Raw genomic sequence first — 23,462 nt, forward strand, 5'->3', positions numbered from 1 at the left:
GCGCAGGCTCAACGCGTGTTATTTGACGAACTATAGAGGATTACGAAATGAAACTGACGGACTTCAAGGTGTTGACGTTTGATGTGGTGGGAACGCTGATCGACTTCGAGCGGGGCGTGCTGGCTTCCGTGAGGCGTCTCGGTGGCGACGCGGCCCGCGACCTCACCGACGACCAGATCTTCGAGCCGTACATGCGTGGCCGTGCGGCTTTTCCAGGCCGTTCGAGCAAGGCGATGTCGAAGGTCTACCAGTCGCTTGCGAATGAACTCGGCCTGCCCTCGGACGATCAGACCGCTGCCGCGTTTCAGCGCGACGTGCTCGACTGGCCCGCATTCGAGGATTCGGTCGCAGCATTGAAGCGCTTGCGCAAGCACTTCCGGCTTGTCGCGATGACCAATGCGGACCGCGTCGCACTGTCGTCGTACGCACACACGCTCGGCGATCCGTTCGACGATACCGTCTGCTGTGACGAGACGGGCGTCGCAAAACCGAATCCGCAATTCTTCGCCTACAACCGCGGCCGGCAAGCCGCGTTCGGCTACAAGTTCGGCGAGATCCTGCATACAGCGCAAAGCCAGTATCACGATATCGGCGTCGCGACCGAACTTGGTTATTCGACATGCTGGATCGAGCGGCGTCAGGGACAAAAAGGATTCGGCGCAACGCCCACGCCCGATGCCGTGACAACGCCGACCTTCACGTTCGCGACGCTTGGCGCGCTCGCGGACGCGGTCGAAGCAGAAGCGCGCGCAGCATGATGAACACGCCGCCGGCACGGCCGCTTGCGCCATCGTTATGGCGGGCCATGGCGGGTCCGGAACCCGTGCCGCGCGCCCCGCTTGCAAGCGATATCGACACCGATGTCGCAATTATCGGCGCGGGGTATTCGGGTTTGTCGGCGGCGCATGCGTTGCATGAACGCGGCGTGCGGGCGGTCGTGCTCGACGCCAATCCGGTCGGCTGGGGGGCAAGCGGGCGTAATGGCGGCGTAGTGTCGTCGAAGTTTCGCTTGTCGTTTCCGGCCATCGAGCGCATGCACGGACTCGAAGCCGCACGCACGATGCACCGACTCGCGCATGACGGCGTGCGCATGGTGGAAAGGTTAATCGATGAATTCAAGCTCGAAAACGCGCGCTTCGAACATACCGGAAGCCTGCGGTGCGCCCATACCGAACGTGCATTGCAAGGCATCCGCGCGGAGGCCGACTGGGTGCGCACGCAACTTGGCGACACCTCCATGTCCGTGCTGTCGCGTGCCGAGACGCAGCACGAGACCGGCTCCAAAGCGTTTGTCGGCAGTGTGCTGAGTGCCGACGCCGGCACGATTCTTCCGCTTCACTATGTTCGTGGCATGGCCGACGGGCTGACGCAACGCAACGTCGCCATTCATGAAAATACCCCTGTGCTGGACATGCATCGCCTGGACGGCGGTGCGGGCGCTATCCTGCGTACGCCGAATGCAACCGTGCGGGCAAAGCAGGTGATTGTCGGGACGAACGCATACTCGAACCTGACGCCTGCGACATCGGACTATCAGCGCGAACTCGTGCCGTTTCGCAGCGCGATGATAGCGACAGCCCGTCTGTCTCCCGAACTCGATGCCCGCTTGATGGCGAATCACCGGAGTTATACGGAAACCCGGCGCATGATGAAGTGGTTCCGCAAGGTCGATGGCCGCATGTTGTTCGGTGGCCGCGACGCGTTTGGCAAGGAAGGGCAGACCACGGGTTTCGACGCACTGCAGCGCGCCATGGCCGAGCTGTTTCCGGAACTCGCGGACGTGCAGGTGGAGTATCAGTGGTCGGGATATGTAGGCATGACTTTCAATTCGTTGCCGCATGTAGGACGCAGCGACGACGTCACGACTTTTTGTCTGGGCTATAACGGAGCAGGCATTGCAATGGCGAGCCTGCTGGGTCAGCATGCGGCGGCGCTCGCGATGGGCGAGCGGCCGGAGTTGTCGCTGCTGGCTTCAGCCGGGCTCGATCCCGTGCCGTTTCATTCGTTGCGCGCGCCGGGGGTTCGCCTCGTCGCTGCGTGGTACCAGTTCCTCGACGCCGTAGGTGCATGATGTCAATCGCCAACCGGATTCTTTCAGGGCAGGGCACGAGCGTCATCGCGCGCTCCGATCCCTTTCGGCAATACCAGCGTCGCGAAGACCGGACGATGTGGCTGCTGATGACGCCCGCGCTCGTCGTAATCGTGTTGCTGCTGGTGGTGCCGCTCGTATGGCTGTCGTGGCAGTCCATCTGGAATCACGGCTTCACGCTCGCGAATTACGAGCGGGTGTTCACCGGCGTGTATCTCGATACCTTCCTGCTGACGTTCAAGCTCAGCTTCATCGTGACGGTCATTACGTTGTTGCTGGGTTATCCGGTCGCTTATCTCGCCGCGTCCGTCTCGCCCAGATTCAGCACGCTGATCCTCGGCATGGTGATCCTGCCGTTCTGGACCAGCGTGCTCGTGCGTACCTACGCCTGGCTCGTCTTGCTGCAGCGCACCGGAGTGGTCAACAAGCTGCTGATGGCGAGCGGCCTGACCGACCACCCGCTGCAACTCGGCTACAACCAGATCGGTACGGTAATCGCCATGGTGCACATCCTGCTGCCGTTCATGGTGCTGCCGCTCTATTCCGCGATGCAGAAGATCCCCGCGAACCTCTCGCATGCCGGCGCGAGCCTCGGCGGCTCGCCACTGCACGTTTTCTTGCGGGTGTTCCTGCCGTTGTCCATGAGCGGCGTGATCGCGGGCGTGACGCTCGTTTTCATCCTGTGCCTCGGCTTCTATATCACGCCCGAACTCATGGGCGGCGGCAAGTCGGTGATGGTGTCCATGGTCGTGAGCCGCAATGTGGAGATCTATAACAGCTGGGGCGCGGCGAGTGCAGTCAGCGTGGTCCTGCTGGTCTGCGTGTTCGCCATCTTTTATGCGGCGAGCCGCGTAGTGCCGCTCGAAAAGACATTGGGGGCAAAATGAACCGGCTCTCTTTCGCACGCGTGGCGCTGGCAGCCGGAGTGGTCGTGATCCTCGTCTTCCTGATGGTGCCGATCCTGATCGTCGTGCCGCTGTCGTTCTCCGACACCCGCTTCATGACCTTCCCGCCACCCGGATATTCCCTTCGCTGGTATCACACGTTCTTCGGCAATTCCGCTTGGATAGACGCGGCCCGCACCACGCTGATTGCTTCTGTGTGCGCGTCGCTGCTGGCCACGCCATTGGGCGTGGCTGCCGCCTACGCCATCCAGAACGGGACGCACCGGTTCATGCGGTACATGCGGACCTTGCTGATGCTGCCGTTGATGGTGCCGATCATCATCGTGGCGGTCGGGGTTTTCTTCGTGTACTCGCAGGCCGGTTACGTGAATACACTTGGCGGCCTGATCCTCGCCGATACCATGCTCGGGCTGCCGTATGTCCTGATCGCGGTCGGCGCGGATCTTCGCACTTTCGATCCCACGCAGGAAATGGTGGCGCGCAGTCTCGGCATGAACCGGTTTCGCAGCTTCATGACGGTCACGCTGCCGCAGATCCGCTCGAGCGTGATCTCGGGTGCGGTGTTCGTCTTCATTCAGGCGCTCGATGAAACCGTAGTGGCGCTGTTCGTTTCAGGAGGCGCCAACCAGACGCTGACGCGCCGCATGTTCGTCACGCTGCGCGACGAAATCGATCCGACCATTGCCGCGATCAGCACCATGCTGACGGCGATCACGTTATGCCTCGTGATGATCGTGGTGGTGAGCCGGAAGTCGGCCGCGCGTGTTTGAACGCATTAACCAAGAGGTCATTTCGATGAATCACGCGTTGCAGTTTTATATCGGCGGCGAGTGGGTGGAACCGCTGGGGTCGGCCCGGCTCGGCGTGATCGATCCGTGCACGGAGGAGACGTTCGCTGAGATCGCCATGGGAACGCCGGCCGATATCGACCGCGCGGTGGCCGCGGCTCGTCATGCGTTCGCCTCGTTTGCGGCGACATCGCCCGACGAGCGGCTTGCGCTGATCCGCAAGATCCTGGCCGCCTATGCGGACCGCTACGAAGAAATGGCGCTGGTAATTTCACGCGAAATCGGCGCGCCGCGCGCGCTTGCGCATGGCTGGCAAGCGGGACTCGGCACGCGCCATCTGAAGGAACTGATCCGCACATGCGAGGCGTTTGTCTGGCAGCGCATGAAAGGCACGACGCTGATCACGCACGAGCCGATAGGCGTGGCCGCGTTGATCACGCCATGGAACTGGCCGATCAACCAGATTGTCTGCAAGGTCGCGCCTGCGATTGCGGCCGGTTGCACGATGGTGCTCAAACCAAGCGAAGTGTCCCCGCTCAATGCGCTCCTGTTTGCTGAGGTGCTCGACGCTGCAGGGGTACCTCCCGGGGTGTTCAACCTCGTCAACGGTGACGGTCCGCTCGCCGGCGCCGCGCTGTGCAGTCATCCCGACGTGGACATGGTGTCGTTCACCGGTTCGACTCGCGCGGGTATCGAGATTGCACGGCTCGCTGCGCCCACGGTCAAGCGCGTGCATCAGGAACTCGGCGGCAAGTCCGCCAATATCATCCTCGGCGATGCTGAACTTACCGCCGCGGTCACATCCGGCGTCAACGCGTGCTTTGGCAACAGCGGACAGTCGTGCAACGCGCCCACGCGCATGTTCGTGCCGGCCGCGCGTCATGCCGAAGCGGTGGCGATAGCGCGCGAGGCTGCGCAAAAGCACGTCGTCGGCGCCGCTGACGATGCACGCACGACGCTTGGTCCGGTCGTGAGCGCGGTGCAATTCGACCGCATTCAACGGCTGATCCAGCAGGGTATCGACGAAGGTGCGGACCTTGTCACGGGCGGTACCGGGCGTCCCGAAGGATTGGCGCATGGCTATTACGTGCGTCCCACCGTCTTCGCGGGCGTGCGGCCCGACATGACCATTGCCCGCGATGAAATCTTCGGCCCCGTTCTGTCGATACTCCCCTACGACGACGAAGAGCATGCCATTGCGATGGCAAACGACAGCATCTTCGGTCTCGCGGCCTACGTGCAGTCCGGTGACCGCGAGCATGCGCGACGTGTCGCGCGCCGTCTGCGCGCGGGGAGCGTGCATATCAACTACCCGGCTTGGGACGCGGGCGCACCGTTCGGCGGTTTCAGGCAATCGGGCAACGGCCGCGAGTATGGCGAGTGGGGACTTGAGGCGTTTCTTGAAGTGAAGGGCATCGTGGGATACGCAGCGTGATCACGATGCTTCATTGAGCCGGTTCCGAGCGAATCATTTCCGCGATGCGCTCGGCAATCATGATGGTCGGAATGTTGGTATTTGCGCAGGGAATGGACGGCATGAGGGACGCATCGCAGACCCGCAGGTTCTCGACGCCATAGACGAGGCCGCATGAGCCGGTGACGGCATGTGGATTGTCAGGCGCGCCCATCCGGCACGTACCCGATGGATGCCACGTGCCACCGACCGAGCGCGTGACGAATTCTGTCATTGCCCGGTCGTCTCCAAGCAGCGTCTCAAGCGTTACGCCTTGCGTGACGAGCGTCCTGATCAGCCTCGCGCGCCAGGGCCCCGCAACATCCAGCAGCACGCTCAATGCGCCGCGCTGCAAGGCGTTCCATACGCCGGGCACTGCCACCCTCGCCACACGGGGGGAATAACTCGATGGAAAAAGCGCACCGGCCCACTCTGTCATCGCAGAATCGCTCAGTGCGGTCGCGCCAAAGCGAATCGCGAGCTTGAGCCGGTCAAGATCACGCGCGTCCGACAGCATGTTGAATTCGACTTTGGGCTCATCCCGCGCATCCAATGAAACCAGTGTCACCCGTCCGCGCGAGTACGACTTGTTGACCCAGAAAAACAGCGTTCCCAGTCGATACCCGATCGAGTGCCAGCCTGAGCGGGACAGGATCGCGCCGTGCATGTCGCCGGGAACCGTGTCGGGTAATCCTGAGGAAAACCGTACGATCGCCTGTTCATGATGTTCTTCCGGAAACAGGGTGCGCGCGGACTTTTTGAGGAACGCGGATACGGCGATCGACGGATGTTCCATCAGGTTGCCGCCGACGCCCGGACGGTCCGCGATCACTTTCATTCCCAGCGCGCGAAGGTCGTCCGCGGGGCCTATGCCACTGCGCAGCAGCATCGCCGGGCTGTGGATTGCGCCTGCGCAGACGATTACATTGCGTGCCTGGATGATTTCGCCGGAACCCAGCAGCGCGCCGGTCGCGCGCGTTCCGTCAAAGAGAATGCGATCAACGCTTGTGTCTGTCCTGATTGAAAGATTCGGGCGTTGGCGGACTTGATCGGTCAGGTAGCAAACTGATGCAGGAATGCGCTCGCCTTGCTCGCTGACCGCAATCGAACCGATGAAGGAGCCATCTTCCCAGGGGCCATTCTGATCGTCGCGATTCGGGTATCCCGAACGGTCCAGCACCTTCAGCACCGCGCGCACGAACGGCGAAATCCGGGCGCGCTCAGTACGCCCTATCCGGACCGGTCCATTTGTACCGTGTAGTTCACCCGTGAAATCGGTGTCCGTTTCGAGCTTGCGAAAAGCGGGCAGGCATGCCGCCCAGTTCCATCCGCTGGCACCGAGCGATTCCCATTCATCATAGTCCGCAGGTGCGCCGCGATTGGCCATCAACGCGTTGATCGCGGAACCGCCGCCGAGGAGTCGCGCCTGTTCGTATCGGCGAGGCGAAGCGGGCGTGCTCATGCGCGCCGAAAGACGCTTCCAGAGGTTGTCGGCGTCGAGATAGGCGCGCCCCGGGTAGCGGCTTCGCACTTCGGCGGGCATGGTCGCCGCGGATATATCACGACCGGCTTCGACGAGCATCACCTGTCTGCCGGTATCTTCGGAAAGACGCGCGGCCAGCACGCAGCCGGCCGACCCGCCGCCAAGTATCAGAGTGTCGATCACGAGGTATGTGGTGCGTGGAGAAAGGCGAACGCGCCCTGTAACACGGGCGCGGGAGAATCCGGACCTACGGACGTCATTGCATGAATTTCAGCCAGCGCGCCTTCGCCTGGATGCCCGGCTCCGAGGCCCACCATTCTTCCGACATCAGCGCCTGCTTCGCTGCGTTCTCGGGCGAGCTGGGCAGTTCGGCCGCACGCTTCGCGGTGATCTTGCCGGTCTTGAACGCAGCCGGATTGCCCGGACCATAGTCGATATACAAGGGCAGGTTGGCCTGCAGGTCCGGGGACATGGCGGTGTTCAAAAACTGGATCGCGGTCGGCAAATTCGGCGCGTTCTTGAGGATGCACAACTGCGTGTTCTGCAGGATGCCGTCGTTATACGTGAAGGCGACATCGGGATTGTCCTTTTGCACGGCGCTTGCGCGACCGTTCCAGATCATTTCCATATCGACTTCGCCGTCGTGCAGCAACTGCGCCGACTGGCCGCCGGACGTCCACCAGACCGTTATGTCCGGCTTGATCTGATCGAGCTTCTTGAACGCGCGGTCCACGTCGAGCGGATAAAGCTTGTTGCGCGGGACGCCGTCGGCGAGCAGTGCCGCCTCGAGAACGGTTTGCGGATCATTGCGCAATGCGCGCGTGCCGGGGAACGCCTTCACATTCCAGAAATCCGCCCAGCTCTGCGGGACCTTCTTCAGTGACTTCTTGTTGTAGCCGATCACCGTCGAATAAAACTCGTAGGCAACAGAATAGGGCGTGCGGTATTGCTCGGGCATGGCAGCGGCGTTCGGGATCTTCGAGAAGTCGAGCTTCTCCAGAAGACCTTCTCGGCCGCCGCGCAGACAGTTCGCGGTGGGGGTATCGATCACGTCCCAGATCGGCTTGCCGGTTGCGCCCTGGGCTTTGACCGCCGGCCATGCGTCGGGGATGCTGTCCTGGTTCACTGTGATGCCGAGCAGCTTCGCGGCAGGGTCGAGAATCGCCTTGGTCTGCGCTTCCTGGTAGCTGCCGCCCTGCGAGACAAATGTGATCTGACCGGCGGCAAGTGCCGGGACGCTGGAGGCGAGAAATATCGACAGAAACAATGCGACGGGGCGTAGCGGCAGATTTTTCATCGACGTCGGTCCTGGGGTCATTGGAAGGGCAGTTGCGCGGAGTGTTCGATGTAATGATCAAGCGTGACACGGTGGCCGGACTCTAGTCGGCAGGTCCTGCCCGCGCTGAGGAAAAATATAGGGCGCCGTTATGGGCGTGGCAACGCCGGAATTGTTTGAGGGGCTATTACATGAGGTTATGAAGGCGGCTTTGTTTGTGACGTGGGAAGGGTCAAGGCTGGTCGCCGCTCAGTCAGCGCAAAAGCGGTGAGCGGACGCTCGGCGGCCATTTTGAGAGATTCGACTGCCAGGACCCGCGTAAGCCAGCGGCCACTATTGCTGCGTGAGCATCAGGTTCAGGTTCTGAACCGCAGCGCCGGAGGCACCTTTGCCGAGATTATCGAAAACCGCGGATAGCAGCACATGCCCGTGCGCCGTGTTGGAAAATACGCTCAAGCGCATGTCGTCCGTACCGTTCAGCATTTGCGGATCCAGGTGCTTCAAGGCGCTTGATTCCTGCAGCGGCAAGACATGCACGTGCGTCGCCCCGCAATAGTGGCGTGTGAGGCACGCGTGTAATGTGGCGCCGTCTACGTCGGGTGCCAGCAGCCGTACATCCAGGGGCACCGTCAGCACGATGCCCTGCCGGAACGCACCATACGCAGGGACGAAGATCGGACGCTGCGCGAGTCCGGCGTGCTGCTGGATCTCCGGGGGGTGCTTATGCGCGAGTTCCAACCCATAGACCTGGTAAGAAGGCGCGTTGACGGCGCCCGGCCCCTCGTGCTCCTCCACGCCGGCGCGTCCACGTCCCGAGTAGCCGGACACCGCGTGAATGCAGACCGGATAGCTGTCTGGTATGAGCCCGGCCTGCAGCAGGGGACGCAGCAGGCCAATCGCACCGGTCGGATAGCAACCTGGGTTGGTGACCCGGCGTGCGTTTGCAATGCGTTCCGCCTGTCCCGCAGTCATCTCCGGAAATCCGTATGTCCAGCCCGGTTGTGTGCGGTGGGCGGAACTTGCGTCGATAACTCTGACGGCGGGATTGACAATGGCGTCCACCGCCTCGCGCGCGGCGGCATCGGGCAGGCAGAGGATAGCGATGTCGCAGGCGTTGATGGCTTCGGCGCGACGCTTCGGATCCTTGCGTTGCGCAGCGGGAAGCGTAAATAGCTTCAGGTCGCTTCGATCGCGAAGCCGTTCGTGGATCTGCAATCCGGTGGTGCCTTGGTCGCCGTCGATGAAAACGAGGGGAGAGCTCATGCGCGGAATACTCCGGTGACTGGGTCATGACAAAGAAAACGAACCCCTATCTTCTGCGCACCGCTAAAATAGTGAAAGTTGAATTTCACAACGCTGACATTCAGTTTTTCTGAATCAGGACCCTGACATGCGAGAGATCAGCCTGGACCGCTTGCGCACTCTGGTCGCCATTGTCGACCGTGGCTCATTCGCTCACGCGGCGCGTGCGCTGCACCTGGCGCCGCCAACGGTCAGCCTGCACATCGCTGAACTGGAAAACCGCATCGGGGCTCCGCTCCTGTCACGCAAGCGCGGACATGTTCGACCGTCGGCAATAGGCGAGATGTTGGTCGCGCGCGCGCGTCGACTGCTGGCCGACGCGGAACAGGCGCTGGACGACGTTCACCGCCAGGTAGACGGGCTCGAAGGGCGCGTGCGGCTCGGTGCGTCGACCGGCGCAATCGCGCACCTGTTGCCGCAAGCGCTCGAGGTGCTGCGTCAGCACCATCCGGCTATAGACATTCAAGTTGCAGTGCTCACATCGCATGAAACGCTGTCCCGACTAGCGGACGGAACGCTGGATGTCGGGCTGGTTGCTCTGCCTCAACCCCCGATTGCGGGGCTCACAATAAAGCCTTGGCGTCGCGACCCCGTCATGGCCTTCGTGCCGGCACATTGGCAATGTCCGGCTCGCATCACGCCCAAGTGGCTCGCGGCTCAGCCGCTCATTCTCAACGACTCCACCACGCGTCTCTCGCGTCTGACTGCGGGGTGGTTTGCGACCGGCGGTCACCACCCTGCGCCACGCATCCAGCTCAACTACAACGACGCAATCAAGAGCCTGGTCGCGGCGGGTTACGGGGCAGCGCTATTGCCTCATGAAGCCACTACGCCTTTGCCCGACCGGCGCATTGCCATGCATGCGCTGCGCCCTGCGTTGTGGCGTCGCCTCGGCGTTGCACATCGTGCGGGATACGTCGAACGTTCCACGCAACACGTACTCGGTGTGTTGTGGGATCTCCGATTGGCGTAGGAAAACGCCATTTGCCGCCTAGGCACTGGTTCTCGAGCAAGCTGGACGGCAGTAAGCAAGCGACCCTTGCTTCCATACATAGCCGTGCCGCAATCGGATGCGCCGACCCGGCAGAACAAAATAGCCTCGCCATCGGATGGCTCGCACGAAACCCGGGGGCGCCCACCCGATGGTCAACGCGACGCTCAGATGCCTTGGCCACCCGAGACTTCGATTCGCTGTGCATTCACCCAGCGGTTGTCGTTGTCGAGCAAGCTTGCAATCATCGGTCCCACGTCATCCGGCACGCCCACGCGGCCGAGCGCGGTCATGCCCGCGAAAAACTTATTGAACTCCGGTGTATCGCGCACGGCACCGCCGAAGAAATCAGTTTCAATCGCACCGGGAGCGACTACGTTGACGGCAATTCTGCGCGAGCCCAATTCTCTTGCCATGTAGACAGTCAGGATTTCAACCGCGCCCTTTACAGCCGCGTAGGCGGACCAGCCGGGCGCCGAAACTCGCGTCAGTCCCGTCGAGAGGTTCACTATACGGCCGCCGTCCGCGAGCAATGGGAGAAGCGTTTGAGTGAGAAAAAAGACGCCCTTGAAATGCACGTCGACGAGTTTATCGAACTGCGCCTCGGTGGTTTCTCCGATTGATGCGACCTCGCCATGTCCCGCGTTGTTCACCAGATGATCGAAGCTATCGCGTTGCCAGGTCCGCAGTGTTTCGCGAAGTCGATCTGCGAAACCTGTGAAGTCTGCGACTTTTCCTGTGTCGAGCTGGAGGGCGATTGCTTTGCGACCGAGCGCGGCGATGTCTGCAACGGTGGCGTCAGCCGCTTCGCGATTGCCGAGATACGTGAGGACGACATCACCACCTTTGCGGGCAATATTCAGCGCCGCACTGCGGCCAAGACCACGGCTGCCGCCGGTCACGAGAGATATGGTATTCATTGTCGGGCCCCTGTTCGTTTGAGAATGTGAGGCTATTGTGAGCAGTGCGGCTCGTCTGCAGTAGAGAGCGCGAAAGTGTTTGATTCACAACCAAAAGTTGATGATAGTGTGAAGGGTGCGATACGAATCAGCGACGCCGCTGTACCGCACGCGGCAGGCGTGCCGCTCGCAACTTCAGTTTCCTGTTCTCTGGCGCTTTGCCATTGCATGTAACTCGGGAACAGGAACGCTGAATGTCTGACTGCTTTGCAGCCGCTCGACTGTAAAGTCGATGAAGCGACGTACACGGCCTGGCATATCGGCGCGCTGCGCGTAGTAGAGATACAGGCCCATACGCGCACTCGTGTAGCGGACCAGCAAGGGGACAAGCTCGCCTGAAACCAGAAACGGCGTCGCGTTGATGCTGTCGATCTGACCAATACCCATGCCTGCCAGTACGGCCTGCATCTCGGCTTCCGGGTCGCTGCAGCAGACGGCGTAGGGCATCGCTTTCGAAATGGTTTCCGAATGCACCTGAAATTCCCATGGCATTGGGTGTCCCGTGCCAGGCTGCCGGTATCCGATACACCGATGACCGGACAGATCATCAATGCGTGTCGGCGTCGGATGGTCCTTGAGATACGCAGGCGCAGCACAAACAAGCAACTGAACCGCGAAAAGGCGACGCGACACAACCTGCGCAGTAGGCGCATTGCCGGCCTTGAAGCCAAGATCGATCCGGTCGGCGACCACGTCCGTTGCGCGATCTTCAAGTACGAGATCAAAGGTGACGCCCGGGTAGATCTTGCTGAATGCAGCAAGCAGGGGAATCAGGACTCTGCGGCCTACCGCACCGCCCGCGCTGATGCGGATAAGTCCTTCGTTTTCGTGCGCCGCGTCCTTGACCCGATCCATCGCGGTGCGCAATCCATCCATGCTTTCGCGGACGGATTCCAGCAATCGCGATCCTTCTTCGGTAAGCGAACTTCTGCGCGTGGTCCGATGAAAGAGTCGCACGCCAAGATGTTGTTCGAGTTGCCGAACGGTTTTGCTGACAGCTTGAGGCGTCACGCCATGCGCGTGTGCGGCCTTATTAAAACTACCGCATTCGGCTGTTCGAATGAATATGGATAATGCGCGGAGTTCGTCCAATACGGGCCTCAGCAACTTGAGCGGGAAGGCATAGCGTAAACCGGAATGTCAATGACGTCCGAGAAAGAAATTGTCGTGAAGTTTTGCCTGCCGCTCCCGCGTCGGAGCCATCGCAACGGCGCGGGGCGGTAACGTCATTGGCCGGTCTGCCAGCGCAGGACCAGATGCGTCGCTCCACCAGGCATCGCCCATACGCCTGCAGGACCGAAGTCATAAGACACAAATGATGCGGGCGTGCTCATCTGAGCGGTCGTGAGCCCGCTGGATGCAGGTATGGGCGTGCCATACACGGTGCCAACCGTAGCTGCCGTCGTGTCTTTGTTCCAGAATACGTCGTTTGTGATGGTGCCGAGATTCGTCCGTGCGATTCCTATAGGCTGATAGAACGGCTGGGTGACGAGGCCTGTCGCAAACGACTGGCTGATGGTCCCTTCGTTGACGACGACGAGTCCCGCGCCGCCACATGGCGTGCCGGCGCTTCCGCGGCAGTAGCCCTGAAGCAGGGTAGGGCTTGTCGAATACGACTGCGTGATCGATCCCAGGTTGTAGCCGACAAGGCCACCTGCGCCTTCGTTCGTATAGCCCAACGACGTTAGTGCACCAGTGGAGTACGACTGAATGATTGCGCCCACGTTTTCGCCGACGAGACCGCCGAGCATTCCGCCTGTGGTAGCGACGACCGCGCTCGACGAGCGCAGGATGGTGCCGAAATTGCCGCCCACGAGTCCGCCGGCAGTCGTTTCATCGACGTTCGTCGGTTGCGCAGGTCCCGCGTCGCCAATATTGAGGTTGCCCGATGCGCTGCCGCGGACGACCGTTCCGTAGTTGGCGCCCGCGAGCAGCCCGACATAGGCCCTCACAGAGGGACCCAGATGGCCATTGCCGTTCACGCTCAGGTCGCGCACCACCCCCTTCTCGCCAATGACGCCGAACATGCCCATTGCCCCCGGGCCGTCGCTAGCCGGGTCGCCAGCCACCAGCCGCCCAAGGGTCAGCGAACTCACCGTCTTGCTTTGCCCATCGAATTGCCCGGTAAACGGCGTGTTGATGTCGCCGAGCGGAACGTAGGAGCCGTCGCCCGTCGCACTGGCGTCGATATCCTTTCCCAACGCGTAGTTGCCGGCCAGATCGCTGGCAACACTTCTCAGGTCGCCAAGTGAATTGACAAGCTTGTAGGCGGTAAGCTGCGTCAACAAACCGCTGTACGGACCGGCTTTCCACGCGCTGTTGGCGAGGATGGTGCCAGGGCTGTAGCTGCCATTCATGTCATAGAACGACCTTACGAAACCAGTGCTGCTCGACCAGTCGACCATGCCCTGGTTGGCCACGCTGCCGGCGTTGTCGATGCCCGCCGCGTCCGCGCGCAAGCTCAGGTTGCCGCTGCCGGTGTTTTTAAGTGTCGTCGCCGGCGCAATTGTCACGTTGCGAAAAGCCCCGAGCGATAACGACGCTGGCCCTTGCCACTCCAGATTCGAACCAACGGTCAGGTCGCCGCTTGCGCCATTGGTGCCGGTCGCAATGGCATCGACGGACGTTCCGGCGTTCAGGCTGCGCATGAAAGCGCCGGCCGTGGCGCTATCGACGGTGAAATTCGGCGTCGATACGTTCCAAAGTCCCGCTTGCACTGCCGCGCCGCTTTGCAAAGCGAGCGTGTTGGCGAGTGTATCCACGGTGCCGCCGCTACCATCGACGTTTGTTGCCGCTATCGTTCCCTGCTGCGTGACGTGACCATTGTCGGCAACCAGCCAGATGTGGCCGTCGCGCATCGCCGTGCCAGTCGCGCGGATACGCGAGCCACTCCCGGCAAGCGCATAGATATTGCCGTCTGCTGCTTCGAGGTTGATCTGCGCGGCCTGCGTGATACCGCGATCAACTACCGTGCCTTTGCTGCTGATCTGCACGAATACCTGGCGGCTGCTCGACGACTCGTACAGCACCACTTGCTTTCCCACGACGTATTCGGCCGTGCCGTTCGGTGCGCTGACCGAACCTCCGTTCACTACGGCATCGTGCGCGATAAGAAAGATATCGCCGCCACTGGAACTGATCTTGCCGAGATTCACCACCTGCCCATTCGATGACCCCGCGAGCACGAGCGTCCCGCCATTCATGAATGCGGTATCGGACAGATCGAGTGTTGAAGCCACGAATCGACCGCCCGTGCTAATTACGCCGGTCCAACCGACCAGAATGCCTTGAGGGTTGACCAAATACACGCTGCCCGTTGCCTTCAGATTCCCGAGAATTGCCGAAGGCGAGCCGCCGGTCACCCGATTGAGTGTCGTGCCCGAGCCATTGTCAAAGGTGACCGTGTTGCCTGTGCCGATCGAGAAGCTGTGCCAATCGATCACGCCACGGGACGAGGACTGGTTGATCGTGAGCGAACCGGGGCCGCCGCTGATCGCGCCCTGGCCCTGGACAAAGCTGCCATTCTGCGGCAGCGGTCCGGCCGCGTGGGCTACCGGCATGCACCACATCGCGATCGCGAGCGGCACCGGTAATACAAGCGTCCGCTTGAAATGCCGGGACCGATACGCGGCAAGCGGTGCGCCGGCAAACCCCAATGTGAAGGGCAGCCCCTTGCGTGATGTCAATGGCGACTCGCTTGCCAGTCTGGATGATTGACGCAACATGACCGCTCCCGAAACGTGGTTCGTGGAAAGCCGGTGCGCGGAACGCAGGTTGTTGCGACCAGTGAAGGCGTGAAAGCCGCTGTACCGCACAGTACATCTAATCATAGCAGTGCGTTCGGAAGGCAAACCGGTATTTGTGCATGCATCCGGTGCTCGCCGGCGCCTTGTCAAGCGGGCTGTGCGCCGGTCGCATGCTCAGAACACCCGCTCAACATTTCACATTCCAATTCACCGCCCGAGCGGTTCGCGCCTTAAGAACCAGGTGATGTTTCGATGTCCGCACTAACTGATTGCAGCCAGTCGATGAACGCCCGCATATGAATCGGTTTGTCAGCGTCATGCGAGATCAACGCGTAGTAAGTAGACCCTAACGACCGCAGTTCAGGAAACGGCGTCTGCAGCCGGCCGCTTGCACAATCGGCCTCGAGCGTTGGAAATGGTCCGATGCCGAAACCTAATGCGTCGGACACGGCTTGCAGCGTCACAAAAAAATGATCGAACCTTAACGTGCGATTGGCTCGAAGCGTGGGGCATCCCGCGGCTTCGACCCATGCTTCCCAGTCGCCCGGACGGGTTTCGCTTGTCAACCAGATTTCATTGCTCAATTGTTCAACGGTCTTGACGCCTGATCGCAAAATCAGCGCGGGACTCGCAATGACTGTATTCGACTCCCGGAAAAGTGGCCACGTCTGATACTGTTAAGGATTGTTGGACGCCTGCCCTACACCGCAGGCGTGTGACTACCCCGGTGCCGGCGGGCGGGCGTCCAACAATCCTTACCAATTCCGGCCTTCGAGATCGCGGACTGGGTCGTTGGCAACCGATCATTCCGCTCGACTTTACCTGCTACGATGACTTTGTCCATTCAAGGAGAAGCGGTCGATGACGAACGTAGAAGCGCTTCGCGCATTTTATGCGCGATATATAACAGCGAAAGGCGCGTGCAGAGACCCGAGAATCCAGGACGCATTTGCGATGGTCGAAAGGGAAAAGTACCTGGGCCCCGGTCCATGGAACGCTTACACGCTGACGGGATACGTCTCGACCGACACGTCCGACCCTGCCGTTCTCTATCAGGACATTCTAATCGGGCTCAAGACCGATCAAGGCATCAACAACGGCGAGCCGAGCCTCCATGCACGCTGTCTGGACGCTGCGGCCATCTCGCCGGGCGAGACCATCACACACATTGGTTCGGGAACCGGCTATTACACGGCACTTCTCGCGCTTCTCACCGGGGAAGCCGGGCGCGTAACCGCTTATGAGATTAACCCGGGGCTCGGTGCGCATGCGACGTCGAACCTTGCTCATCTGGCGCACGTTCGGGTGCTGGATGAAAGCGGAGCTGATGCGGTGCTGCCGCGATCGGATCTGATTTACGTGAGCGCAGGCGCGACGCACCCATTGAATGGCTGGATCGAAGCACTCAATGAAGGCGGCCGTCTGATCTTCCCATTGACGCCGAACCGCGGTCTGGGCGGCATGCTGCTTGTGACACGCGTCGCCGCAGACTCATACGCGGCAAAGTTCATTTGCCCGGCGACGTTCATCGAATGCATCGGCGCTCGCGATGATGCGACCGGGGAATCTTTGGTCAATGCGTTCGAATCAAATACTCACGATGCCGTCAAGTCGCTGAGGCGAAAAACTCCCGCGGACCAATCTGCGTGGTTCGTGGGGGACGGTTGGTGGCTGTCGACCTCCGAGCCGCTCGATGCCGCTGATTGATATCGAGGTCGCATCGCCTGACGACGTTCAGTGCACTACTGCCGGGACGTCACGGCATCTTTGGTACCGAACAGCTCCGCGGTCAGACTCAACCGACTCACGTTTGAGCGAGCACGATGTCGCGGGCGCCTCCGGACTGAATCATGATGTACACCACGTCGTCGGCCGTCTCATTCCTGACGTGATGCATGACACCCGGTTCGACCGTGTGATGATCGAAGACTTGGGTTCTGTCGATCAGATCGCCGAGCTTCTTCTCGACGGTCAACACGCCTCGAACGACGACAAAGCGGTCACGCACGGTCGTATGGAAGTGCCATTGCGTTTCGCCGCCGGCGCGGACCGTGGTCCTGGAGACGCTGTAGTCTTCCTCTGTCAGCAAGGTTTCGTAGAGAACCTTGCTGTTTGCGAGCGGGATGTTTGTATCTGTCATTTGAGCTCCTTATGTCTCGCGGATGCGATGAACTATTCGTTGACGCGGCCTTAATGTAATTTCGGCGACGTTCCACGGGTAGCGATAAATTTGTGCACAATGCTGTGAGTTAAATCGACGTCCAAACCGCATGCGCCGACTTCCCCCGCTCAACGCGCTTCGCGCCTTTGACGCAGCCGCCCGGCAGTTCAGCATCTCGGCCGCCGCGCAGGAACTGCACGTGACCCACAGCGCCGTGAGCCATCAAGTTCGCCAACTGGAGGAGTGGCTCGGCAAATCCCTGTTTGTGCGCCACGCGGGCGGCGTGCGGTTGACCGATGAAGGGCAGAGCCTGAAGCAGGCCGCCGACCAGATTTTTACGCTGCTGGAGACCCGTTGTGCGGAGATCGCGCAGCACGCGCCGATAGCCGAAATCGTGCTGGGCGCTCCGGGCAGCTTCCTGTCGAACTGGCTCATTGCGCGGCTCGAGCGGTTCGAGGCGGCCAATCTGGACATCCGGGTCCGCTTGCAGACGAGTACGTCGATGGACGATCTGCAGCGAGATGTCGTTGATTGCCTGATCGTCAGCGACCGAACTTGGCCGGCGGATGTCGAGGCCGCGACCCTCTTCGAAGAAACCGTCGGTCCTGTCTGCGCGCCTGACTGGCCTCATGACATTGCGACGCCGGCAGATCTGATCGGTCAGCCGCTCCTGCATACGACTTCGCGTCCACACGCGTGGGCGGAGTGGGCGGCTCGGAATGGCGTGGATCCAGCACTGTTTGCGAGCGGTCGTCGGTTTGACCACTTGTCCTTGCTTCTGGAAGCGGCGGCATCCGGTCTTGGCGTGGCCATCGCGCCTGCGTTACTGGTCGAGCGCGAGTTATCGAAGGAAAGATTGATCGCTCCACTCGGGTTCGGACCGAGCGACGCCTTTTTCGCTTTCTGCACGATGCGCGGCCGGCCCGACAAAGCACTTCTCCGCCTGCGCGAGTGGCTCAAGACGCAGAGGCTGCATACGGCGACAACCACCTGATTTGAAGTGGGCGCCTCCGGCAGCCGACCGAAAAACCGGAACCGCAATGTGGAGCGATCAATTGCGCGAGTCGATGCGGACAAGCAGACACGCGAAAGCATTCGCCATCGCCTGCTAAGATGGGTTTTCGAAATCATGACAACCAAGCGAGCTTTATGCGCACTACGGTGCCAGACGATGCTGTGCGACCATCCGTGGCCATGGTCGACCCACCGCCGGTGCTGCACTGGTCATCCAAAGGGGGCGCGCACGCCACGCCTGAAACGCGTGAGGGGCGTACGCCATGCCGGTCTCCGGAATGCGGATCAACGGCGATACCTCGCGTCGTCTGGACTTACTGGAATGGGACGCCACTGCCGCGTATCGTCGATGCTTGCTTGCTGAGTTGGCGCAGACACTTGACGGGATACCGTGTTCGGTTGCTAGGTCCCGACAGTCTGCCGTCAGGCCTGCCGCCGTTGCCACGCGGTTTTGCGCTGTGGGCGCCACAGGTTCAATCGGACTGGGTAAGGCTGGCAGTATTGACGACGTTCGGAGGCGTCTGGATGGACGCGACGACGCTTTTGTCCAGCTTGCCGCACACCTCGGCATCAGCAGACGACAAGATGCCTTCCTCGCCGCTATCCTTTGTCGAGGCTCTGGACACGCTCGACCGGCCGGATCTTGTCGGCTATTTCAATTCGGAGCGCACGTACGACACGGCGTATCCAATGCTGGAGAACTGGTTTTTGGCGGCGCCTGCGCGTAGTGTCTTCATGATGCACTGGTTCCATACCTTCAGTGCCATGCTCATGCCGGACGGCCGCAGCGATATTGACCACGTAGTGAAGGGAGTGACGATCCCGGCCTTGTTGCAGGGTTTCAGCCATGCGCCCCAATATTTCGCCTGCCATGCAGCGGCACAGTGGGTCATGCGGCAACACGGCGGACGACTCGCGTTGATACCGGCCGAACTGGATGCATTCCTGGAACCTCATTCACGCGGGTGGGACTCTGAGCGCGTGTGCAACTGGTTGTGCGATGCGTCCGCGGATGGGAAGCGACCATCGGCAAGACCGCTGACCAAACTGATCAGCTTGCTGTGGCGTCCGCTGGAGGAGCGGTTGCAGCGCGGGGATTTCCACCGCGAGTCGATCCTTGGGGAACTCGGCTCCGCCTCGCACGCGTGACAATCGAACGCGATTACGAATACGCGGCCGTTCACGGCAAGCTTCCAAAAGGATCAAGGGTTAACACTTAGTTTCAACAATAATGCTTTGTCCTGTCGATGCTTAATACAGTGCGGCCCCCGGTCTAGACTTCAATCACTGAAACGCAAACGGGTGTTTGCGAAAAACCAAGTCTGGAGGTAAAGCATCATGAAACTCGTTCAATCGCTCATCGTTGCCGTTGCGTTGGTCGTTCCGGCTGTCTCGTCTTTCGCTCAATCAAATCAACCCGTAACCCGCGCCGAAGTGAAGGCGCAACTGGTCCAACTGGAAAAAGCAGGCTATAACCCGACTGGCGATCAAACGCAATATCCGGCCAATATTCAAGCGGCTGAAACGCGCGTGAACAGCGACAACGTGGCAGCCAGCAGTTTTGGCGGCGTGGCCGATGGAGCATCGGCATCGGGTAGCCATCATTCACTGCGCGCGGTCGAAGGCGATGTTGCTCGCGTCGGTCACAAGATTGGCTCGTCGGTCCGCCCGGATGCCAACGATGGAATGCAACCGGTGTATTTCGGTTCGTAAGGATTGAGACTGGTCAAAGATGCAAACTGAAGGCGCGCAAAAGATTGCGCGCCTTGTTTTTTTTAAGCGCTGGACCGGCAATCGGCGTTGTCTGCCCAGCCGATTGCCGCGGCCGCCTCCGGTTCGCATTAAATGAGACCAGCCAAAAATCGTGTTGCGTGCGTAGCGCGAACCTTGCTCAAGATTGTCGATGGACGACCGTTAACCCGATGAAGCGTTAGCAATAGTCGGGACATCATGAATCATCGACCGAACCATTTCGACACTCTCAAACTGACACACGATGCACCTGCGGAGGTCGTTCGCGCAGCATACAAGGCGCTGAGCCAGCGTTACCATCCGGACCGGAACGCTGCGCCTGAAGCAGCCGAGATCATGTGCTCGCTCAATCTTGCTTACAGCATCTTGAGCGATCCGCTGAAGCGCCAGGAATATGAGTATGAGCTGGCGCTTGCGAGAAATAAGTCGCCGTCGGGCACGCTTGCTCGTCGAACGAATCCATCCAGCGAAGATTATTGGCCCCGAGGCAGAACACGAGCACGCCGACGGCAGAGAGCCGTCACCCGCTTTTCCTTGCTGATGTGCCTCGTGTTCACTTCTGCCGTAGCGGCAGTTTTCATTCAATCGGAACACGCTTATGCCTTAAGCATGGGCACGCATGAGCAATCTTTCCCAATCAATGCGGCGCACTACAAGCAATCCGCGTTGCAAATATCGCGGGCAGATCGCTCGTCCGAGTAGGCCGACAGCCTGACAGCAGACAAGGACTCAAGGAAGGGGAGAGGCGCTTCCTTGTCCCTCACGAATATTCCAGACCATTGGAAACAGCGGATGTTCCATGGGCAAGCCTTCGGGCAAGTCTGCCGCAAGGCCTGGGAATTCCGGCGAGGTTCTCCACGGTCTCGGTGCATGCCGGACATCGTCGCCAATGAACCGTACTGAAAAAGCCCTGCGACGATGCGCACCCGGGACGCCGCCCGACGCATGCAGCGTCAGCATGTTGAAACACACCATGTCGCCAGGCTCGAGCGCCCAGCCGCGTACATCGAAAGCTTCACGATCGCCATCGATGTCAGGCAAATCCGCGAGACTCCCCTCCGGAAACCACTTCGCCTCGTTTTCCATGAACGTCCGGGGCATCAGCCACGGCCCGCGGTGTGAACCCATGACAAACTCGAGTGTGGACTCGCGCGACACCGGGTCCACAGGAATCCACATGCTGACGTTATCCGATCCCACGATATTGTAGTAGGGCTGGTCCTGATGCCAGGGCGTCCGCTGCCGCGTGTTCGGTTCTTTAACAAGCACGTGATCATGGTAGAGCCGCACTGTCTTCCCACCGATCAACGCCGCCGCGGCGGTCGGCGCTGGTGACTCGAAAATGAACTGCCTATATGCCGCGTTTTCCTGCCAGTTGCAAAAGTCTTCAAAAAACCAGCCGGGGTCATCGGGGCGGCTCGCAGTCTTCGCGCGAATACTGGGTTGCGCAATGTTGTGATCGATGCCGGAACGAAGCCGAGCGATCTCGTCCGCATTGAACAGACCCCGGATGCATACCGCGCCATTCTGGCGAAACTCTCGAACCGTGTTCGGCGTGACCGCTTTCGCCACGCGCGCTTCAAAGTCTGACGTCATCTCCGGCTCCCTCAGTCGCCATAAATATTGAAATCGAAGTACTTGTGGGCAAGCCGATTGTAAGTGCCATCATGTCGTATCGCGGCAATGCCGGTGTTCAGTTTCGCAGCCAGGGCGGTGTTGTCCTTGCGTACACCAATGGCCACACCGTCGCCCGCGACTCGCTTGTCTTTGACTTCTTCTCCTGCAAACGAATAACCCTTGCCACGCGGGGTCTTGAGGAAGCCGATGTCCGCTTGCACTGCAGACTGGAAGGCTCCATCCAGGCGACCCGTGGTCAGGTCCTGATAAATCGCATCCTGCGTAGGATATGAAATGACCGTCACGCCTTGCGGAGCCCACTCCGCCTTGGCGAAGGTCTCCTGCATCGAACCCTGGTCCACGCCGATTCGCTTGCCTTTTAGCGACGCGGCTTCAGGCACGAGCGTTGAGCCTGTTGCCGCTACCAGACGGGAAGGGCCGTTATAGATCTTGTCGGTGAAATCGATCTGCTGTTTGCGTACCGCCGTGGCGGACATGGCTGACAAGATGGCATCGAACTTCCGCGCTTGCAAAGCCGGGATCATGGCGTCGAAGCTCTGTTCGACCCAGACGCATCTGGCATGCAGGTTCGCGCAAATCGCATTGCCCAGGTCGATGTCGAACCCGACGAGCGTCCCGTCCGGCGCCTTCGATTCAAACGGCGGATAAGTCGGATCGACCCCGAAGCGGATCACTTTCGAATCCTGCGCGTGGGCAGCGAGAGGCAGTATCGCGAGAAGCAGCAGATTCAGTAAGCTATAGCGTTTCATGGTGCGATTCCTGGGTGAGTGGATCGGTCCGGCGCGTCTTTATCCGGGGGCGTTGAAGCGAGGGAACTCATCGCGCGAGCGAAGACCTGCTGTGCGCGCAATGCCGTCAACTCGCGCCAGTGAGTATCGGCGGGGAAGAAATGTTCCAGCAGTGCGGCCTTGATGCGACGGCCCGTTGCATCGAAGGGATCGCCGAACAGGTGCAGCCAGTGGTCGTCACGCAATAATCGATGCGAGCGCGCAGGGTCGTATGTGCCGCATTCGATAACGAATTGCATCAGGTCCACGTCACTGAGCTGGTCGAGCATGGCTTGCAATGTATAGCCCGTTGCTGTGGCAGCAATGCCGGTGTCAGTGGTGGATGATGGACTCGTGACAATGGTATGCAGCCACGGACCGTAGAGTGCCTGCATGCGTGACAGCATCGGGTAAGCCTTTGCAGTGATCGCCATTAGCATGGGATGGCCAAAAGCGCCTGCGCCAGTGTGCAAGTCAAAGCATATTGCCGTCTGCGCGTCGGCAACGTGCTTTTCCATGATCGCGCGCAGGGTGCGGTTGCTCCAGGCCGGCTCGCGGCCACCGAAAAACAGGCCGTCGGCGTGCACGTACTGTCCCGCTTCCACGACGCTCATCACTGCAGCATTGCCATCGCGGGCAATGCACGCCGCCAATGTTGCGTCGGCAATGCTGCGAGCCGGGCCTTCGAGTTCAGGACACAGGTAAATTGGGTGCATCGATTCATAACCGGCGTTAGCCGGGAGGGGGCGGTCGAACGCGACATAATTTCGATTCAGATCGACGTTATCTTCCGTTACGCGCCGCAGCCACGCCGTTCCCCACGGATTCACGAGATGGACGATCACAACGCTCACGCCTTCGGGGACGCCGTGTATTCGAAGGGAATCGAGTAGCGCGATCTGGCAGTCGGAACCATAAAAGCCCTCGACGCCATGGGTCCCCGACAGCACGACCAAGCGGGAGGGCGCTTGCGGATCGCCAAGCACCGCGACATCCGTAACGAGCGTTTCTCCCCGCGGTCCTTTCAACGGATGCAGCCACTCCGTCATGGATGCATTTGCCATGCGGGCAGCGTTTAGAAAGCGCTCGCGCTGGCGATCGAATGAGGGTGCTTCAAGAAAATACGAATTCATTTAGG

Annotated in this window: 22 protein-coding genes and 2 pseudogenes; 12 read left to right on the forward strand and 12 right to left on the reverse strand. The window is 60.5% G+C overall.

The window, feature by feature from the left end; all coding sequences use genetic code 11:
* The first annotated feature begins 47 nt into the window (after window positions 1-47).
* The 5 genes from AXG89_RS40110 to AXG89_RS40130 are packed head-to-tail and all read left to right on the forward strand — an operon-like array spanning window position 48 to window position 5,217.
* Entirely contained in the window at window positions 48-758 is a 711-nt protein-coding gene (locus tag AXG89_RS40110; RefSeq protein WP_062001910.1) for an HAD-IA family hydrolase, read from the forward strand.
* Complete coding sequence (locus AXG89_RS40115; RefSeq protein ID WP_178391827.1) at window positions 755-2,071, forward strand: NAD(P)/FAD-dependent oxidoreductase; 1,317 nt, start codon at window positions 755-757, stop codon at window positions 2,069-2,071. The genes AXG89_RS40110 and AXG89_RS40115 overlap by 4 nt, the downstream gene beginning before the upstream one ends.
* Window positions 2,068-2,976: an ABC transporter permease gene (locus tag AXG89_RS40120; protein ID WP_373408595.1), complete on the forward strand. Its 909-nt coding sequence runs from the start codon at window positions 2,068-2,070 to the stop codon at window positions 2,974-2,976. The genes AXG89_RS40115 and AXG89_RS40120 overlap by 4 nt, the downstream gene beginning before the upstream one ends.
* Window positions 2,973-3,764: an ABC transporter permease gene (locus tag AXG89_RS40125; protein WP_062001908.1), complete on the forward strand. Its 792-nt coding sequence runs from the start codon at window positions 2,973-2,975 to the stop codon at window positions 3,762-3,764. Before AXG89_RS40120 ends, AXG89_RS40125 begins: the two co-directional genes overlap by 4 nt.
* 25 nt (window positions 3,765-3,789) lie before the next feature.
* Complete coding sequence (locus tag AXG89_RS40130; protein WP_075357579.1) at window positions 3,790-5,217, forward strand: aldehyde dehydrogenase family protein; 1,428 nt, start codon at window positions 3,790-3,792, stop codon at window positions 5,215-5,217.
* 10 nt (window positions 5,218-5,227) lie between these two features.
* Here AXG89_RS40130 and AXG89_RS40135 read toward each other — a convergent pair whose 3' ends face one another.
* From AXG89_RS40135 to argC, 3 genes are all read right to left on the reverse strand, one after another.
* A complete protein-coding gene (locus AXG89_RS40135; RefSeq protein WP_075357578.1) occupies window positions 5,228-6,901 on the reverse strand; it encodes a GMC family oxidoreductase in 1,674 nt (557 codons plus the stop codon).
* 73 nt (window positions 6,902-6,974) lie between these two features.
* Window positions 6,975-8,015, reverse strand: a complete 1,041-nt coding sequence (locus AXG89_RS40140) for an ABC transporter substrate-binding protein (protein ID WP_075357577.1) — start codon at window positions 8,013-8,015, stop codon at window positions 6,975-6,977.
* A 312-nt stretch (window positions 8,016-8,327) separates the two neighbouring features.
* Window positions 8,328-9,257, reverse strand: a complete 930-nt coding sequence (argC, locus tag AXG89_RS40145; RefSeq protein ID WP_075357576.1) for an N-acetyl-gamma-glutamyl-phosphate reductase — start codon at window positions 9,255-9,257, stop codon at window positions 8,328-8,330.
* Between the two features lie 127 nt (window positions 9,258-9,384).
* Here argC and AXG89_RS40150 point away from each other — a divergent pair, with 127 nt between their 5' ends.
* Window positions 9,385-10,269, forward strand: coding sequence for a LysR family transcriptional regulator (locus AXG89_RS40150; RefSeq protein ID WP_075357575.1), 885 nt, complete (start codon window positions 9,385-9,387; stop codon window positions 10,267-10,269).
* Window positions 10,270-10,454: 185 nt separating this feature from the next.
* Here the strand turns inward: AXG89_RS40150 and AXG89_RS40155 are convergent, their stop codons facing one another.
* From AXG89_RS40155 to AXG89_RS40170, 5 genes and pseudogenes are all read right to left on the reverse strand, one after another.
* A complete protein-coding gene (locus AXG89_RS40155) occupies window positions 10,455-11,207 on the reverse strand; it encodes an SDR family oxidoreductase (protein WP_075357574.1) in 753 nt (250 codons plus the stop codon).
* Window positions 11,208-11,381: 174 nt separating this feature from the next.
* Window positions 11,382-12,146 (reverse strand): substrate binding domain-containing protein, encoded by a 765-nt coding sequence (locus tag AXG89_RS40160; protein ID WP_373408596.1) that lies wholly within the window; start codon window positions 12,144-12,146, stop codon window positions 11,382-11,384.
* Between the two features lie 66 nt (window positions 12,147-12,212).
* Window positions 12,213-12,353, reverse strand: a pseudogene (locus AXG89_RS45195) (helix-turn-helix domain-containing protein); the annotation flags it as partial.
* 119 nt (window positions 12,354-12,472) lie between these two features.
* Window positions 12,473-14,806: a two-partner secretion domain-containing protein gene (locus AXG89_RS40165; RefSeq protein ID WP_075357691.1), complete on the reverse strand. Its 2,334-nt coding sequence runs from the start codon at window positions 14,804-14,806 to the stop codon at window positions 12,473-12,475.
* Between the two features lie 416 nt (window positions 14,807-15,222).
* Entirely contained in the window at window positions 15,223-15,606 is a 384-nt protein-coding gene (locus AXG89_RS40170) for a LysR substrate-binding domain-containing protein (RefSeq protein WP_236873633.1), read from the reverse strand.
* Window positions 15,607-15,853: 247 nt separating this feature from the next.
* On the opposite strand from AXG89_RS40170, the gene AXG89_RS40175 reads away from it, so the two are divergent.
* A complete protein-coding gene (locus tag AXG89_RS40175) occupies window positions 15,854-16,699 on the forward strand; it encodes a protein-L-isoaspartate O-methyltransferase family protein (protein WP_075357571.1) in 846 nt (281 codons plus the stop codon).
* A 97-nt stretch (window positions 16,700-16,796) separates the two neighbouring features.
* Here the strand turns inward: AXG89_RS40175 and AXG89_RS40180 are convergent, their stop codons facing one another.
* The gene (locus tag AXG89_RS40180) at window positions 16,797-17,132 is read right to left on the reverse strand and encodes a cupin domain-containing protein (RefSeq protein WP_075357570.1); all 336 of its coding nucleotides are present in this window, start codon (window positions 17,130-17,132) and stop codon (window positions 16,797-16,799) included.
* 130 nt (window positions 17,133-17,262) lie between these two features.
* Here AXG89_RS40180 and AXG89_RS40185 point away from each other — a divergent pair, with 130 nt between their 5' ends.
* The 5 genes and pseudogenes from AXG89_RS40185 to AXG89_RS40200 all read left to right on the forward strand — a co-directional run bounded on the left by AXG89_RS40185 (window position 17,263) and on the right by AXG89_RS40200 (window position 20,621).
* A complete protein-coding gene (locus AXG89_RS40185) occupies window positions 17,263-18,147 on the forward strand; it encodes a LysR substrate-binding domain-containing protein (RefSeq protein WP_075357569.1) in 885 nt (294 codons plus the stop codon).
* A 200-nt stretch (window positions 18,148-18,347) separates the two neighbouring features.
* Window positions 18,348-18,683: pseudogene (locus tag AXG89_RS45200) on the forward strand (hypothetical protein); the annotation flags it as partial.
* Between the two features lie 9 nt (window positions 18,684-18,692).
* Entirely contained in the window at window positions 18,693-19,316 is a 624-nt protein-coding gene (locus tag AXG89_RS42690) for a hypothetical protein (RefSeq protein ID WP_083637597.1), read from the forward strand.
* A 189-nt stretch (window positions 19,317-19,505) separates the two neighbouring features.
* A complete protein-coding gene (locus tag AXG89_RS40195; RefSeq protein WP_075357567.1) occupies window positions 19,506-19,880 on the forward strand; it encodes a DUF4148 domain-containing protein in 375 nt (124 codons plus the stop codon).
* A gap of 237 nt (window positions 19,881-20,117) precedes the next feature.
* Complete coding sequence (locus AXG89_RS40200) at window positions 20,118-20,621, forward strand: J domain-containing protein (protein ID WP_075357566.1); 504 nt, start codon at window positions 20,118-20,120, stop codon at window positions 20,619-20,621.
* 27 nt (window positions 20,622-20,648) lie between these two features.
* Here the strand turns inward: AXG89_RS40200 and AXG89_RS40205 are convergent, their stop codons facing one another.
* The 3 genes from AXG89_RS40205 to AXG89_RS40215 are packed head-to-tail and all read right to left on the reverse strand — an operon-like array spanning window position 20,649 to window position 23,457.
* The gene (locus tag AXG89_RS40205; RefSeq protein ID WP_075357565.1) at window positions 20,649-21,515 is read right to left on the reverse strand and encodes a phytanoyl-CoA dioxygenase family protein; all 867 of its coding nucleotides are present in this window, start codon (window positions 21,513-21,515) and stop codon (window positions 20,649-20,651) included.
* Window positions 21,516-21,526: 11 nt separating this feature from the next.
* Window positions 21,527-22,306 carry an ABC transporter substrate-binding protein gene (locus tag AXG89_RS40210; protein ID WP_075357564.1) on the reverse strand — a complete coding sequence of 260 codons (780 nt, stop codon included), beginning with the start codon at window positions 22,304-22,306 and terminating at the stop codon, window positions 21,527-21,529.
* Entirely contained in the window at window positions 22,303-23,457 is a 1,155-nt protein-coding gene (locus AXG89_RS40215) for a DUF2817 domain-containing protein (protein ID WP_075357563.1), read from the reverse strand. The genes AXG89_RS40210 and AXG89_RS40215 overlap by 4 nt, the downstream gene beginning before the upstream one ends.
* Window positions 23,458-23,462 lie beyond the last annotated feature (5 nt).

Origin of the sequence: Burkholderia sp. PAMC 26561 (assembly GCF_001557535.2) — a bacterium.
Taxonomy (GTDB): domain Bacteria; phylum Pseudomonadota; class Gammaproteobacteria; order Burkholderiales; family Burkholderiaceae; genus Caballeronia.